Source organism: Ectobacillus antri (assembly GCF_003852715.1).
GTDB classification, from domain to species: Bacteria; Bacillota; Bacilli; order Bacillales; family Bacillaceae_G; genus Ectobacillus; species Ectobacillus antri.
In genome coordinates this window covers 1-14,821 of sequence record NZ_RIAV01000026.1, presented here as the reverse complement: position 1 = coordinate 14,821, position 14,821 = coordinate 1, and the positions used below count along the sequence as shown (strand labels likewise).

Sequence of the window (14,821 nt, the reverse complement as noted above, 5' to 3'; positions counted from 1 at the left end):
TTTATATACCGAGTTCTTTTAGCATCTCTGCAAAGCTAGCTGCATATTGACGCGGAGAAAAGTTTTCAGCAATATAAGCAGCACCGTTATTGCGAAGCGCTTCACGCAACGTTGTGTTTTCCATAAGTTCTCTTGCTTCCATTACTGCTTGCTCAATATCACCAAGTGTGAAAAACTTGCCTGTCTCATTATGAATAATAAAACTTTTGACCCCATCTGAATCTGTAGACAACACAGGACAACGACATACCATTGCTTCCAGTACAGCATAACCAAATCCCTCCACCTTAGAGGTAGAACATAAAAAGCCGCCTGAATCACCGATAACTGAAAAATGGGCAGCCATTTGTGCATGTGGTTGATTAGCATATACGTGCAAATGATCCTTCAATTGCAACTCCTGCACCAAATCAAAAAAGGCAAGGCGATCTGCTTTTTCACCAATCGTATTGTCTTCAAACATCCACAGCTCAATATCTGGATTATGCTGAATAAGTGCAGCACCAATCCTCAAAAAATCGCGCCAATTCTTATTTTCTTCAATACGACCAACCCAACCAACAATAGGGCGTGCATGTCTCGGATGTACCTCATAGTGAAACTCGTTACTATTGAAGCAATTATCAAAACTAAACTGACGTATATGCGGAAAATATTTTGTAAATGCTGCAACCAAGTGCGGCGTGCGAGGATATAAAATTGCATCACAACACTCTTTTAAGATAGGAAACGCCTCGTGTTTGATGAAGTATTCTGCATATTCTTTGTTGAAACCTAAACCCTGTATTTCATAGATAAGACGCCCTGTATAACCGCTTTTCTTTAGCTTCTGCAATAAATAGACATCAGATCCAACAATGATTGCTGTATACTTCTCTTGTCCAATGATATCTATAATTTCCTTATCGTTATTTGTGACAAACACTTTAGTATCTAGTTTGTTTTGTAATCCTGTACCTGCCTGTAAATATAAAAAGTGGCAGTGTAACCCACTCTCAGTAAGCGCATAAAAGCGCTGTCGGTTAAGCGTTTCTACACCACCACTTGGAATATAAAACGTAAAAAGCACCTTTTCTGCTAGACTCGGTTCCCCCCATCCACTTCCCTGAATAGTACCGTGCCGCTGATATGGGCTACTGTCATAAATAACATCGCCTTTTCCTTCGCCGCATTTCCAGTAACCCACTAAATGCTCCTCTTGTCCTAACAGCTCTTTATTCATGCACGCCTTAATTTCATCTTGTGTACGCGCATATGACCAAATCCGAACTTCTCCACAGGAACCTGTAAAAAAACCATACGGGCTTATTCCACCAATTATGCCAGAAGGTGAAACAACTTTGCCAGTGCGCACACCTGTTTTACCGTACTTGCCATTCACATATAAATGGGGGGTACCATCTTGATATACAAGAGCAATATGTGTCCACTCCTCTATAGATTGTGAGTATACTAGGGTTGCTGGCATATGATTGGCTGTATGTTCATAGACGGAAATGCAATTTGTACCAACTGCAATACCGACCCCTGCCTTTTCTTTTATCCCATCTGCATATGCGCCGTACATAGGGGCCATCACAAATTGTTTGTTACTTGTTCGAGATACCCCCCTTGTCATCTCACGTTCCGGCTTATGAACAGCCGCAGGGCTTACCCAAAACTCAATAGTGAATGTTTGCTGAATATCTGCTAGTAATAATGGATTGATCTGTATGTTTGTATTTCCCTGCAAATTTAGATACACATTTCGAAGCATTATTCACTCCCCCATGTCAGGTGATGTGTGTGGTCATACAATATTCAAACTGAAGTGTTTATCTACAAAGATGAATGTGGTAAAAATATTCCTTTATATGTATATCGTATAAAGAGCTTGTTGCATACCTTAATAGCAACGATTATACACTTTATCTAGACATTACTAACAAAAAAGGGTTGAAACTTATATGACAAAAGTGTCTATCATTATACCGTTTTATAATTGCCCCTACGTAGCGAAAGCCATCGAAAGCGCGTTAGCGCAAACATATTATGACATTGAAGTGATTGTTGTCAATGATGGCTCTACAGCCTTCGTTGAAGAAGTAACAAAATTTGAAGGAAAAATTAAGTATGTCGAAAAGACAAATGGTGGTACGGCCACTGCTTTAAATGCTGGCATTCGCCTTGCTATAGGCGAATATATTTCCTGGCTCAGTTCCGACGATATATACGAACCTGATAAAATAAGTAAACAAATACAATACCTTCAGCAAACAGGTGGAAGTATTGTTTACTCACCGGTCATTTTCATCGATGGAGATAGTTTACCCACCAGCGAATCAATTGGTGTCTTTCCTGCTAATCGCTTATTATTTCTGCGGCACTTGATGCTTGGATGCTTTATTAATGGCTGCTCTGTACTTGTTAAAAAAGATATTTTAACAAATGTTGGTTTATTTAATGAAAACCTGCCCTATACACATGACTATGATTTATGGATCCGCATTGCATTACAATATGAATTCTACTATTATGATGAACCTCTTGTACGGTATCGTATCCATGAAAACATGGGTACCAAAAAGCATGCTCCTATCATCTTGCAGGAAACGCGCATGCTACAGCGTCAACATCGATCTGCCTTAACAAGAGCAATTCTGTTTGAACAACGCCAGATGCGAATGAAAGCTATGAGAGCAAAACAAGGAGGATAATGATGGAAAAGGTATCTATTATTATTCCATTTCATAATTGCCCCTATATCGCCACGGCTATTGAAAGCGCGCTGATACAAACATATCCATACGTAGAAGTAATCGTTGTCAATGACGGTGCCTCTTCTCATGCAGAAAAAATTACGCCTTATTTACCATATATACGCTATTTTGCAAAATCCAATGGCGGTACAGCTAGCGCTTTAAATTTCGGTATTCAACAAGCTAGCGGTTCTTATTTTGCCTGGCTGAGCTCTGACGATATTTTTATAAAAGATAAAATTGACACACAGCTTACCTTCATGAAAGATCACCACGCTCATCTCAGTTATACAAACTATGATTTGATTGACGGCAATGGTCATGTATTTCAAAAGGATGCCGCCCTATACTTTACACATAAACTTGATTTTTTAAAGCATTTGCAGCATGCCAATAATATTAACGGCTGCACAATTATGATGAAAAACGAGGTATTTCAAACACTAGGACTATTTAATGAAAATCTTAAATACACACAAGACTATGATTTTTGGCTACGAGCTGTACAGCATTATGAACTCCATTATTTAAACGAAAGCCTTACTCAATATCGCGTTCATGAAGCTATGGGATCTAACCGCTTTAAGGATGGTATCACTGCGGAAATTGCACATGTAACGGGCGTTTACAAACAAGTCTTGACAGAACTCATTCGCCGGGAAAGGGAGAGTATATGAAGATTACATTTGTTGCACTCACATTATGTAAAGGAGGTGCGCAGCGTGTACTTGTTGATATTGCCAACGGCTTATTCAATAGCGGACACGAGGTTGTTGTCGTTATGCCGCCATGGGGCGATGTTGAATATGATGTGAAGCCGCCTATCTCACGTAGCAAGGGACCTGTATTGATGGAAAGTGATCTTCCCAAAAGCGATATTATTGTTTCCAACTTTTTTACGACCGTACCTGTTGTCGCTGAAGCCTGCAGGAAAGGAAAAGGTAAGCATCTTCGCTTCAGTCTCTGTTATGAACCTATGTTTCTCCCTGAACAAGATGTGTCCTTTCAATCTTACAACCAGACACCCTATCTTGTTGTGATTTCTAATTACCAAAAACAGCTTATCTCACTTGTGCACGGCATTGAAGGAGAAATTATGCCGGTTTATGTAGAGGATACGTTTCGAAATCTAGCTATTCGCAACCCAAACAGACTTAGTATTACCGCGATTGTCAGGAAACCAGAAGGAGGATTTTCGTGGCAAAGAGATCAAACCTATTTATTAGAACAGCTTGCAAAAGTCCGTTCCACATTCCCTGCTCTCAAATACAACCTAATCTGTCCACCAAATGAGCTTGCTTCCTCCCCATTTTTACAAGAGTTACGTGCAAGCGGCATCTACCACTTCTACACACCGGCAAACGATGAAGAGCTTTGTCACCATTACAATGAAGCTGACATATTTGTTACCTCCTCCATATTTGAAACAGCTGTACTACCTGGTCTTGAAGCGATGAAATGTGGAGCTGCGCTCGCTGCTGTATATGCCGGCGGCAATACAGAGTACTGTCGTCATGAAACAAATTGCCTGCTCTCTTATCGCTTCGAAGAGCGTTTAGCCTCTGATATTATACGCCTTATCACCAATCCATCCCTGCGCTTTAATTTAGCTCAAGCTGGACAAAAAGAAGCTTTATCTTGGTCTCTTAAAAGAAGTGTAACAATATTTGAAGAAATTTGCTTACGTATACATGCAAAAAGCTAAAAGCCGATTCTATAAGATCGACTTTTAGCTTTTTGTTATCTAATAAAAAACCCCTTAGATGTTAAACAGCTTATCCCAAAATGTGATAGCCAGAATCTACATGAATATTTTCTCCTGTAATACCGCGTGCCATATTACTGAAAAGAAACGCTGCTGCTTCGCCTACTTCTTCTTGTGTTACATTTTTACGAAGAGGAGCTTTCTCTTCAATATCTTTTAAGATGCTGTTAAAATCACCAACACCTTTTGCTGATAGCGTACGAATTGGTCCAGCAGATATTGCGTTAACACGAATTCCCTCTTTCCCAAGGTCATTCGCTAGGTATTTTACACTCGCCTCTAGCGCTGCCTTCGCAACTCCCATTAGATTGTAATTTTTCACAACACGCTCTCCACCTAAATACGTTAGCGTTACAATACTTCCACCTTCTGTCATTAGTTTTTTTGCCTCTTTAGCAACTGCAGTTAAAGAGTATGCACTAATGTCCAATGAAAGTGCAAAGCCATCACGCGATGTATCTGTAAATTCCCCTTTTAAATCTTCTTTATTTGCAAATGCAATGCAATGTGCAACTCCGTGAACCACACCTATTTCTTCACCGATACGTGCGAAGCAGCGTGCAACATCTTCATCACTCGTTACGTCACATGGCAAAATAAGAGACTGTTGTCCTTCTAATGTTTCTGCTAGGTCACGCACGTTCTTTTCCAATCTTTCACCGGCGTAAGTAAAAATAAGATTTGCTCCCGCCGCATGTAACGCTCTTGCAATCCCCCAAGCAATACTACGCTGATTCGCCACACCCATGACGACAATATTTTTCCCCTGTAGCTGTAACAAATCCATTGTTTCGCCTCCTAAAATAACACTTGTTATTAGTACCTGATATTAACTTTAACATGATTTCGTATTCTTGCCAACAGAAAATATATGATTAACGCTTAATCACTGCTGCCACATCAATAATCTCCTGGCGATTTGTCAATAAATACTTTAATAGCTGTAATAAGCTATTACTGTTCACATCATTGACAACCCATCCGCCGCCATGTCCGGAAATCCTTTCAGCCGGTGCCCCTAGATTAAAGGTAATTACAGGATAACCAGAGCCTAGTGCTTCATGGGTTGTATAGGAAAATGTTTCTGGACAAATAGAAGAAGTGATCACAAGCGCACAGCTGTATTGCTGCAATAACGATGAGACATCTTCCTTTTTATATGGTCCAGTCGCCTCAATATCGCGATTTTTTTTATCTGTTGAGCCAATGATACATAATGAGATAGGAAGATTCTCAGCAAAAATTGCGCGCTGCAATGCATAAACGATATCGCTTCCTTTATGTCGCTGAATATTTCCAATAAAACCTATTTTTAAATTTACAGCTGTAGCAAACTCTTCCTTATAGGTATATTTCACATAAGGAACTTGATGTGGTTTTACCTCAATTCTTAGAGATGGAAAATACGATTGTATAATCTGTTTAGTACTTTCACTAGGCGCTACGATACGTACAGCACCTGCAAGGAAATCCTCAAACAGCCTTCGCCAATACACAATACTGATACGCCCCATCCCATGTAAACAACTTTGGCATACAGACTCATTCTTTTCTGCATGACAATATACACCGTTTCTATTAAGTAAATACACGCGCGGACATACACAAAAAAAATCATGGGCAACATACACATAAGGTATACCACTTTCCTGAATGCACTTCATCGTTAATCCCAAAGGAAATCTAATAAAATGGTTCACATAAATCTCTTCTATAGAAAGATTCTGCATCATCTCCGCAAAATTGGTCTCCTTAGCTGGCACGATTTGCACCTGTCCTGATGAATTGGTAACAACGAAATTTCTACCTCTAAATTCAAAATAATAAGCGTCAACAGCTTCACTTTCAATGTATAAGCGTTGATACTGTGCCGTTCCCCCGCCAATATCATTCAATACAAATAATATCCGTTTCATCATCGTCTACCCCCATGGAAAATAATTGAACGTCTCATGAAGAAAATAAAAGTCTATATAATCATTTGCAATCTCGTCAAAATTCGCTAAGATAGTACTATGGCTTTTTTGTGTAGAATATAACTCACACTTCTTGTTGTGTGCCGTACGCGAAAGGATTGAACTATGAATAAAGAAAGAGAATCACAATTTCAAATAGATTATGCATTGTTGTTTATATTGTTTATGATTGCCGTTGTCAGCTGTTTTTCTATTGCTGCAGCACAAGCGCATCCTTCATTTCCCGGGCATTTAAAAACTGTAAACTTTGTTGCTCAACAAATTAAATGGTACGTAATTGGAATCATTGCCATCATCGGTGTTCTCATTATTGATTTTGATCGCTACAAACAAATCTCTTGGTATTTATACGCTTTTGCGATGGTGCTTCTGCTTGGACTGGAAGTTGGCGCACCTGGGGCTGTCACGATTAAAGGTGCGACAGCCTGGTATCAGGTACCTGGTATTGGAAATTTCCAACCATCAGAAATTATGAAATTATTTATGATTTTAGTACTAAGCCGCATTGTCGTAAACCATAACGAAACGTATGTGTTCCGCTCACCCCGTGAAGACTTGCTTTTGCTCGGTAAAATATTTGCCGCCAGTCTGCCGCCGCTTCTTTTGATTGCAAAAGAACCCGATCTAGGAAATACGATGGTGATGACATCCATTATTGCTTCTATTATTATGGTTTCAGGCATCCGCTGGCGCTTTATTCTTGGCCTCGTCGGCGCCAGTGTCACAGTTGGTGCTATCCTTGTATACATTTACTTTGCACACACTGCTTTTTTCAAAGAACATATTTTAGAGGAATATCAGTTAAACCGCTTCTATGGCTGGCTTGCACCTTACGAATATGAAGCACAGGGCTACCAGCTGCGTCAAGCCATTTTGGCGTCGGGGTCTGGTGAATTATACGGCAAGGGATACGGAAATGGAGAAGTATACTTCCCTGAGCCTCATACGGACTTTATTTTTACAAATGTTGCCGAGCAGTTTGGCTTTTTAGGAGGCAGCATTGTTATTTCCTTATTCTTTTTGCTCATTTATCGCATGATTCATATCGCATTAGAAAGCAATGAGCCGTTCGGTAGCTACATTTGTGCGGGAACCATTGGTATGTTTACCTTCCAGGTGTTTCAAAATATCGGTATGACTCTGGGCCTATTACCCATCACCGGTATTACATTGCCCTTTATGAGCTACGGTGGTAGTTCTTTGTTAACCTATATGATTGCGATTGGATTTATTCTCAACGTACGCTCTAGAACCAAGAAATTTATGTTTGATTGAGGCTTTGCATATGCAAAGCCTTTTATATTTCTTTTCTATTTTAGGTACAATAAAAGCAAAATGAGGTGATATCATGGAATACGATATTATTGGAGATATTCACGGTTGTTTTGCAGAACTACAAAGCCTGTTACAACGTCTTGGTTACAACGAAGATGGCTTACACCCAAAAGGACGACAGCTTGCTTTTGTTGGTGACTTAACGGACCGCGGTCCGCAATCTCTGCAAACCATTTCATTCGTGTGGGAACTAGTCATTCATAAAAAAAGAGCGCATTATGCGCCTGGAAATCACTGCAATAAACTATATCGCTTTTTTCTCGGTCGCAAGGTCCAGATTGCCCACGGTTTGGAAACAACCGTAGCTGAATACGAGGCATTGCCTTCTGCGCAGCAAATAATTATTCGTGATAAATTCATACAACTATATGAGCAATCACCGCTCTATCATCAGCTCGATACCAAACGCCTTATCGTTTCTCACGCTGGCATTCGAGAAGATTATATTGGCCGCTTCGATAAGCGTGTAGAAACGTTTGTGCTATACGGCGATATCACAGGTGAAAAACACCCAGATGGCTCCCCTGTAAGGCGCGATTGGGCAAAGTATTATCAAGGTAAACCCTACATCGTCTATGGTCACACACCTGTAAGGACACCCCGCTTTTGTAACAATACGGTTAATATTGACACAGGCTGTGTATTTGGCGGTATGCTGACGGCACTTCGCTATCCTGAAATGGAAATCGTTTCTGTTCCCTCTTCTATGCCTCTTGTGGAAGAAAAATTTCGATCATTTAATTAAAAAAGCAGCCAATTTTTGAACTGCCCCCACATAGATGTCAGGCAGCCTCTTGGGCATGAGTCTGGTATTGAACCAGACTCATGCCTTTTAACTTTGCCTTGATTCGTTTGTGATTGTAATAGTGAATATAGTTCTCTAGTTCCTGTTTAAAATGCTCCATACTCTCAAATTCCTTCAGGTAGAAAAGCTCACCGTTTAAAAATTCTCCATGACTGTATTGTCTAAGCCATTCCCTCTACGGGAGATTCCTCTTTCTTTTTTTGGGGGGCGAAGAGGACTTGTTCCTGTTATGTATAGGGGCTTTAGGCTGGTTTATGCGGGGTAGTGAACGGATATGTTAGTTAGTTTTGGTGTTTGTTTAGAAAGTGGCTGAGAAGATATGGACAAGTCCAGTTTAATGAAACTGTCCAACTCAATGTGGCCTATCCAACAATATTGTGGGGCACCTGATATCAGGTTTTCTCTCTCGTGCTCTGCAAAACGCTCTTGCGGGACACCTAACCTCACATCTACTCCCTCTCGTGCTCTGCAAAACGCTCTTGCGGGACACCTAACCTCACATCCACTCTCTCTCGTGCTCCGCGAAACGCTCTCGCGGGGCACCTAACCTCACATCCACTCTCTCTCGTGCTCCGCGAAACGCTCTCGCGGGGCACCTAACCTCACATCTACTCCCTCTAAATACGCAAGAACAACTTGTAATTTTAATTCCAATGAATATTTGGTCATAGAAAAACTGCACCCCAATTGTTAATTGTGTCTAACAATTGGGGTGCAGTTCATTTATTCGGCTTCTTTTATTACACGAGTCATATCAGCTGGCAACGGCGCCGTAAATGTGAGTTTTTTTCTAGAAATCGGGTGCGTGAAGGTAAGCTGTTTACTATGCAGCGCTTGCCTGCTGATTAACGTTCGCATGCCGCCGTACAAATCATCTCCAAGTAAAGGATGGCCAATATGCGACATATGAACACGAATTTGATGGGTGCGTCCTGTCTCAAGTACAAGCTCCACACGGCTGCAGTTTACATATTCCTCTAATACACGATAATGGGTAATAGCATGCTGTCCATCTTCATCTACAGTCCGTTCAATAATACTATCTGATTTACGCGCAATTGGTGCACAAATAGTTCCTTCTCCCTGCAACTTACCATGCACCAGCGCTTCATACGTGCGACGAATGGCTTTCACTTTTTGTTGCTCTGACAACACATGATGCACAAAGCGGTTTTTCGCAATCAGCATGAGCCCTGATGTATCACGATCTAGACGCGTAACAATATGAACGGTGTTCCTAGATCCTTGCCTGTCATAATGATATAGCAGGGCATTTGCTACACTGCCGGTCGGATGTTCACGGGAAGGAATTGTCGACATGTAAGGTGCTTTATTTATAACAAGTACTGCTTCATCTTCATATATCACATCCAACGCAATGTCTTCTGCTTCCATCCCCTCACTGCGCGCCTCAGGCGGAAAGGAAACAACAATTTCATCCCCTTGACAAAGCTTATGACGTACGGTGACATGCTCTCCGTTCACAGTAATAGAACCGCCTTTAAATTTAATATCAGTCAGCGCCGCCTTGGAAATACCTTTTTGACGTAAAAACTCACGGACAAGCGTTTCTTCTTCCGCATGCCAAGTTAACGTAAATATACTCATTGATCAGCCACAAACGAATCGCGCACACGCTTCCAGAACGGAAACGGACGGAAACGGACAAACCGTACCTTTTGGTTAGCGACGCGGCATTGAATTGATTTTACATGTTCTTTCACGAACGTTAAATGATCAATAGTAATCTGCAGACGTTTATCTTTAATTGGACGCAACACACATGTATGGTGCTTTGGCAAAACAAGTGGAGAACCAACTGTACGGAATACACGATTATTGATGGAGGCCATTTCTGCCACTTGAATGGCTTCAATGGACGGGTGGATAATGGCCCCGCCAAGCGCCTTATTATAGGCTGTGCTACCTGAAGGAGTTGAAATACAAAGCCCATCACCCCGAAACGTTTCAAAGTATTCACCGCGGATTTCCACATCAATAACAAGCGTTCCATCTAAACTTTTAACCGTCGCTTCATTCATCGCCAAGTGTTGCGTTTCTCTCGTTCCATCTGAGTAGCGAATAATCACTTCAAGCAACGGATATTCAACTACCTGAAACGGTGTCTTGACAATTGCATTCACAAGCTTCTCCACTTCACTTGGCAACCAATCGGCGTAAAAGCCCAGATGCCCTGTATGCACACCGACAAATGCCGTTTTATCGAGACGGTCGTAATAGCGATGAAACGCATGAAGCAACGTCCCATCTCCACCTACTGAAATGACAATGTCCGGCTCTTCTTCATCATTAATGAACTTATAATCAAACAAATACCGTTGCATCGTATCCGCAAGAGCATTTGATGCTTGATCTCCCTTTGACCTGATTGCAAACTTCATAAACTATGCACCCTTTAGTAGTTATTCTGATTCTTTGCGCGAGAAAATTTTTTGAGCTTCTTGAATTTCAAAGCGAATAGAAGACATTTCTTCATCTAAACGAAACGCCGCTTCTGCCGCGCGTTGCAACCGTTCTCGAATCTCTTTTGGAAAACGACCACTGTATTTATAGTTTAAGGAATGTTCAATTGTCGCCCAAAAATTCATCGCTAACGTGCGAATTTGAATTTCAACCAGTACCTTTTTTTCACCGTTAATCGTTTGAACAGGATACGCAATTACAACATGATACGAGCGATAGCCGCTTTCTTTGTTTTGCATAATATAATCCCGTTCTTCCACAATCTCAAAATCCTTGCGCTTTCGTAACAACTCTAAGACAGCTTGAATATCATCGACAAATTGGCACATCATCCGTAAACCTGCGATGTCCTGCATCTCTTCTTCCAATTTATGTAGCGAAATATTTCGTTTCGCAGCCTTATCAATGATACTAGGCACAGATTTAACCCGCCCTGTGACAAATTCAATTGGAGAATGCTCTGCCGCTCGCTCAAATTGCGCTCGCATTCCTTTTAGCTTTACCTTTAATTCTGATACAGCCTGTTGGTAAGGAGCCAAAAATTCTTCCCAGTTACGATTCATACCCTTCACCGCCCATCATGCCAAAAAAATCTGTTCTACCTTGTTCACAAGTTCCTCTCCATAATTTGCATTTCCTTCTATGTTTGCTATTAAATACGCCAACTCTTCCTGTAATCCTTCTAATTCAATTTCCACGTTATTAATCAAGGCAACGACTTTTACATGTTCGTTCAACTCTTTACAAGAAGACCACACTGTATGCGGAATACTTACATATACATAGTCTTCACCTTCTAGAATATATAAAAACGCCAATTCATCAGAATCAACCAGCATATGCTGTTTTGCTCTTAAATCATCTACCTGTATATCTACAGGCTTTGCATAAAAAATAAGAGCACGCTCCGTTCGTTCTGCGCTCTCAATCATAATTTTCTTTCTCATCTCCAAACGCCTCCAATAACGCCATTCATAATCAATCTTATTGTAACACAACACATGGCAGAACAAGAAAACATTGAATCAAATTTTAGAAAAAGGGATAATAGCATCTAGATGAATGAAGGAGGATTACCATGAGAGAAGAAATTGAAATCGAATTTAAAAATATGGTGACTAAAGAAGAATTTCAAACTTTATGCGATGCATTTCATATCAAAACGTTTACAACACAAATCAATCATTATTTTGAAACCCCTGATTTTTCTTTACGCAATGCAGGTTCCGCACTTCGTATTCGAGAGAAAAACAGTACCTATATGCTTACACTTAAGCAACCCGCCAAAATTGGGTTATTAGAAACACACCAATCCCTTACAAAAGCAGAAGCAAAACAAATTATTCAAACGGGGGTGATTCCAGACGGCACCATTGCAATTCAGCTTGAAAATCTGGGTATCCCACGCACCCTCACATATTATGGATGCCTGTCCACAGAGCGTGCCGAAATGCACTATCAAGACGGTCTGCTTGTATTTGACCATAGCTTCTACTTTGAACACGATGACTATGAATTAGAATATGAAGTTACAGACGAAGAAAAAAAGGAGGATTTTCTTTCCTTACTTCGTTCATACAATATTCCGATACGTTCTACACAAAATAAAGTGCAACGCTTTTTTCTTGCCAAACAACAAAATGATGACTAAACTAACAAAAGCAAAACGGTTTATTTGCTCTATATAAAGAACACTTGCTACAATACATTTATATTTACGGTAAAAGGAGCAGGCAAAGTATGAATCAAAATTTACAATCACCATATGAAGCTCTTGGCGGCGCAAAAGAGATAGAAGCGCTCGTCGATACATTTTATTCGTACGTGAGTCAGCATCCTGATCTCATCCCTATTTTCCCGAGTGATCTAACAGAAACCGCTCGGAAGCAAAAGCAGTTTTTAACACAGTACTTTGGCGGTCCTCCGCTATATACAAGCGAACATGGACATCCGATGCTACGTGCGCGTCACTTGCCTTTTACAATTACACCGAAACGAAGAGATGCATGGTTGTCTTGTATGCACCGTGCCTTAGATGATCGAGGCATTGAAGGACCACTCAGAGACTTTATATGGGATCGCTTGCGGCTCACTGCAGAGCATATGACAAACTCTCCGGATGAAATGAGTGAGGACCATGATTAATTCGGATGCGATGCCGATTTTCTTTCATTCTCATAAGCCGGTCGAGGTGTATCTGTTTACAGACCCACTCTGTCACGATTGTAGAATAATGGACCCTTTTTTAATTAAACTCATCCATGAGTACGGTCATTATTTTACAGTTCGTCGTGTACTCACAGGAAAAGCGACCGGAACAGCACATCGTACAAATCGTTTAACAAATGCACGCTTTGTATGGGAAAAAACAACCAGCTTATACGCGTTCTCTTGCAACGGAAAAACTGACATGCATCACGGAGACACTTCACCTTACATGCCTTCTTTGGCTATCAAGGCTGCAGAGATGCAAGGACGAAAAGCCGGGTTGCGTTTTTTACGCAAGCTGCAAGAACGCCTCTTTTTGTGCGAAGGTACTCCAGATTTTAATACGATGCTTGCATGCGCAGAGGAAAGCGGAATTGATGTAGCTGAATTTGCAGAAGACCTCCATGCTGATCATGTTCGCAAAGCCTTTCAATGCGATTTAAAATTTGCAAATGAAATGCAAATCACAGAAGTTCCTTCGCTTGTTTTTCTCCATACGAATGCCCACGAAGATGGCATTAAAGTGTCAGGTCTGTACACATATGATATTTATGTACAAGTTTTACAAGAAATTATAAACGAGCAACTGGTACCGCAAACTTTACCCCCAATGGAAGATCTTATTGGGGAATACGAATTTTTATCTACAAAAGAGTTGGCCATTATTTATGGGTTATCTTTGGCACAAACAGAACGTGAGCTTAAAAAATTAATTTTAAAGAGAATTGTTCGACAAATTTCGACAGAACGAGATATTTATTGGAAGCATGTATAATAACATGCTTCTTTCTGTATACAGCCATTTTCAATTGGCAAAAAGACCTTATGAGCACTTATATAGAAAAAGACCCGGTGCTTTGCACCGGGTCTTTTTCTTACGGCTTATAAAAATTTAAAGGGGATGGGAGAAATTTTCACGTTCAAACAAAGGGGTATATGTTTGTTTGTGAATTCGTTCACGCTTATTATATTACAAGATTCGACGTCAGATGACAACCTGTATTTTTGCTATTTCACAAAAATGTCACATTCTAAACGCTTTCATTTTTGAATACATTATATATAAGAAACCAATAGGGAGTGAGAGCGCTTTGAAAATAAAAATCTTTACTAGTATAACAATCATTACCATTGTATTTGTAATTTATATATTGTCTCTACTCGAAATTGTACCCTTGCTTTTGTCTGTTCCACTTCTTTTTATCGCTATTGTAGCAGTAGTCAGTTTTTGGACTGACCGTAACCGATTTAAAGGATTTAGATAGAATAAGAAAAGCGGAAGCGGCTCGTTCAGCTCCATAGGGCTGAGGTTCTCGACACAAAAAGGCGCTTTTTGCCTTTATGGGGCGAGGTTCTCTGACCGGCGGAGCTTGCCGCTGGAGCTGGACATCAAGAAAAGCGGAAGCGGCTCGTTCAGCTCCATAGGGCTGAGGTTCTCGACACAAAAAGGCGCTTTTTGCCTTTATGGGGCGAGGTTCTCTGACCGGCGGAGCTTGCCGCTGAAGCTGGA

At 40.7% G+C, this 14,821-nt stretch carries 15 protein-coding genes and 2 pseudogenes; 8 read left to right on the top strand and 9 right to left on the bottom strand.

Translation table 11 applies throughout. The features are described from left to right. Position 1: 1 nt before the first annotated feature. A complete protein-coding gene (locus EEJ45_RS16115; RefSeq protein ID WP_124565816.1) occupies positions 2-1,756 on the bottom strand; it encodes a glycosyltransferase in 1,755 nt (584 codons plus the stop codon). A gap of 190 nt (positions 1,757-1,946) precedes the next feature. Here EEJ45_RS16115 and EEJ45_RS16110 point away from each other — a divergent pair, with 190 nt between their 5' ends. Genes EEJ45_RS16110 through EEJ45_RS16100 form a run of 3 tightly spaced genes read left to right on the top strand, consistent with a single transcriptional unit; the run spans position 1,947 to position 4,443 of the window. Then, positions 1,947-2,696 carry a glycosyltransferase gene (locus tag EEJ45_RS16110; protein ID WP_124565815.1) on the top strand — a complete coding sequence of 250 codons (750 nt, stop codon included), beginning with the start codon at positions 1,947-1,949 and terminating at the stop codon, positions 2,694-2,696. Next, the gene (locus EEJ45_RS16105; protein WP_124565814.1) at positions 2,696-3,415 is read left to right on the top strand and encodes a glycosyltransferase; all 720 of its coding nucleotides are present in this window, start codon (positions 2,696-2,698) and stop codon (positions 3,413-3,415) included. The genes EEJ45_RS16110 and EEJ45_RS16105 overlap by 1 nt, the downstream gene beginning before the upstream one ends. Then, complete coding sequence (locus EEJ45_RS16100; protein ID WP_124565813.1) at positions 3,412-4,443, top strand: glycosyltransferase family 4 protein; 1,032 nt, start codon at positions 3,412-3,414, stop codon at positions 4,441-4,443. Before EEJ45_RS16105 ends, EEJ45_RS16100 begins: the two co-directional genes overlap by 4 nt. Positions 4,444-4,513: 70 nt before the next feature. Here the strand turns inward: EEJ45_RS16100 and fabI are convergent, their stop codons facing one another. Together fabI and EEJ45_RS16090 are read right to left on the bottom strand one after the other, a co-directional pair. Further along, positions 4,514-5,290 (bottom strand): enoyl-ACP reductase FabI, encoded by a 777-nt coding sequence (fabI, locus tag EEJ45_RS16095; protein WP_124565812.1) that lies wholly within the window; start codon positions 5,288-5,290, stop codon positions 4,514-4,516. A gap of 88 nt (positions 5,291-5,378) precedes the next feature. Beyond that, positions 5,379-6,422, bottom strand: a complete 1,044-nt coding sequence (locus EEJ45_RS16090; RefSeq protein WP_124565811.1) for a glycosyltransferase — start codon at positions 6,420-6,422, stop codon at positions 5,379-5,381. A gap of 162 nt (positions 6,423-6,584) precedes the next feature. Here EEJ45_RS16090 and EEJ45_RS16085 point away from each other — a divergent pair, with 162 nt between their 5' ends. Then, a complete protein-coding gene (locus EEJ45_RS16085; RefSeq protein WP_124565810.1) occupies positions 6,585-7,754 on the top strand; it encodes an FtsW/RodA/SpoVE family cell cycle protein in 1,170 nt (389 codons plus the stop codon). Positions 7,755-7,827: 73 nt separating this feature from the next. Then, the gene (prpE, locus tag EEJ45_RS16080) at positions 7,828-8,559 is read left to right on the top strand and encodes a bis(5'-nucleosyl)-tetraphosphatase PrpE (RefSeq protein WP_124565809.1); all 732 of its coding nucleotides are present in this window, start codon (positions 7,828-7,830) and stop codon (positions 8,557-8,559) included. A gap of 37 nt (positions 8,560-8,596) precedes the next feature. On the opposite strand, the pseudogene EEJ45_RS16075 reads toward prpE, so the two are convergent. From EEJ45_RS16075 to EEJ45_RS16055, 5 genes and pseudogenes are all read right to left on the bottom strand, one after another. Then, a pseudogene (locus EEJ45_RS16075) lies at positions 8,597-8,811 on the bottom strand (IS3 family transposase); the annotation flags it as partial. Between the two features lie 531 nt (positions 8,812-9,342). Next, on the bottom strand, positions 9,343-10,227 hold the full coding sequence (locus EEJ45_RS16070) for an RluA family pseudouridine synthase (RefSeq protein ID WP_124565808.1): 885 nt from the start codon (positions 10,225-10,227) through the stop codon (positions 9,343-9,345). After that, the gene (locus EEJ45_RS16065) at positions 10,224-11,021 is read right to left on the bottom strand and encodes an NAD kinase (protein ID WP_124565807.1); all 798 of its coding nucleotides are present in this window, start codon (positions 11,019-11,021) and stop codon (positions 10,224-10,226) included. Before EEJ45_RS16065 ends, EEJ45_RS16070 begins: the two co-directional genes overlap by 4 nt. 21 nt (positions 11,022-11,042) lie before the next feature. Next, positions 11,043-11,666: a GTP diphosphokinase gene (gene yjbM, locus EEJ45_RS16060; protein WP_124565806.1), complete on the bottom strand. Its 624-nt coding sequence runs from the start codon at positions 11,664-11,666 to the stop codon at positions 11,043-11,045. A gap of 15 nt (positions 11,667-11,681) precedes the next feature. Continuing rightward, on the bottom strand, positions 11,682-12,050 hold the full coding sequence (locus EEJ45_RS16055; protein WP_124565805.1) for a UPF0738 family protein: 369 nt from the start codon (positions 12,048-12,050) through the stop codon (positions 11,682-11,684). Positions 12,051-12,181: 131 nt separating this feature from the next. Here EEJ45_RS16055 and EEJ45_RS16050 point away from each other — a divergent pair, with 131 nt between their 5' ends. From EEJ45_RS16050 to EEJ45_RS16040, 3 genes are all read left to right on the top strand, one after another. Beyond that, positions 12,182-12,754 (top strand): CYTH domain-containing protein, encoded by a 573-nt coding sequence (locus tag EEJ45_RS16050; protein ID WP_124565804.1) that lies wholly within the window; start codon positions 12,182-12,184, stop codon positions 12,752-12,754. 89 nt (positions 12,755-12,843) lie between these two features. Then, a complete protein-coding gene (locus EEJ45_RS16045) occupies positions 12,844-13,248 on the top strand; it encodes a globin domain-containing protein (protein WP_124565803.1) in 405 nt (134 codons plus the stop codon). Beyond that, on the top strand, positions 13,241-14,086 hold the full coding sequence (locus EEJ45_RS16040) for a ClpXP adapter SpxH family protein (RefSeq protein ID WP_124565802.1): 846 nt from the start codon (positions 13,241-13,243) through the stop codon (positions 14,084-14,086). The genes EEJ45_RS16045 and EEJ45_RS16040 overlap by 8 nt, the downstream gene beginning before the upstream one ends. Positions 14,087-14,468: 382 nt before the next feature. On the opposite strand, the pseudogene EEJ45_RS18590 reads toward EEJ45_RS16040, so the two are convergent. Further along, positions 14,469-14,821, bottom strand: a pseudogene (locus EEJ45_RS18590) (hypothetical protein); the annotation flags it as partial.

Bases quoted from the DNA above. Each gene is read 5' to 3' on its own strand.
- EEJ45_RS16115 (WP_124565816.1), bottom strand. From the start codon at position 1,756: ATGCTTCGAAATGTGTATCTAAATTTGCAGGGAAATACAAACATACAG.
- EEJ45_RS16110 (WP_124565815.1), top strand. From the start codon at position 1,947: ATGACAAAAGTGTCTATCATTATACCGTTTTATAATTGCCCCTACGTA.
- EEJ45_RS16105 (WP_124565814.1), top strand. From the start codon at position 2,696: ATGATGGAAAAGGTATCTATTATTATTCCATTTCATAATTGCCCCTAT.
- EEJ45_RS16100 (WP_124565813.1), top strand. From the start codon at position 3,412: ATGAAGATTACATTTGTTGCACTCACATTATGTAAAGGAGGTGCGCAG.
- fabI (WP_124565812.1), bottom strand. From the start codon at position 5,290: ATGGATTTGTTACAGCTACAGGGGAAAAATATTGTCGTCATGGGTGTG.
- EEJ45_RS16090 (WP_124565811.1), bottom strand. From the start codon at position 6,422: ATGATGAAACGGATATTATTTGTATTGAATGATATTGGCGGGGGAACG.
- EEJ45_RS16085 (WP_124565810.1), top strand. From the start codon at position 6,585: ATGAATAAAGAAAGAGAATCACAATTTCAAATAGATTATGCATTGTTG.
- prpE (WP_124565809.1), top strand. From the start codon at position 7,828: ATGGAATACGATATTATTGGAGATATTCACGGTTGTTTTGCAGAACTA.
- EEJ45_RS16070 (WP_124565808.1), bottom strand. From the start codon at position 10,227: ATGAGTATATTTACGTTAACTTGGCATGCGGAAGAAGAAACGCTTGTC.
- EEJ45_RS16065 (WP_124565807.1), bottom strand. From the start codon at position 11,021: ATGAAGTTTGCAATCAGGTCAAAGGGAGATCAAGCATCAAATGCTCTT.
- yjbM (WP_124565806.1), bottom strand. From the start codon at position 11,666: ATGAATCGTAACTGGGAAGAATTTTTGGCTCCTTACCAACAGGCTGTA.
- EEJ45_RS16055 (WP_124565805.1), bottom strand. From the start codon at position 12,050: ATGAGAAAGAAAATTATGATTGAGAGCGCAGAACGAACGGAGCGTGCT.
- EEJ45_RS16050 (WP_124565804.1), top strand. From the start codon at position 12,182: ATGAGAGAAGAAATTGAAATCGAATTTAAAAATATGGTGACTAAAGAA.
- EEJ45_RS16045 (WP_124565803.1), top strand. From the start codon at position 12,844: ATGAATCAAAATTTACAATCACCATATGAAGCTCTTGGCGGCGCAAAA.
- EEJ45_RS16040 (WP_124565802.1), top strand. From the start codon at position 13,241: ATGATTAATTCGGATGCGATGCCGATTTTCTTTCATTCTCATAAGCCG.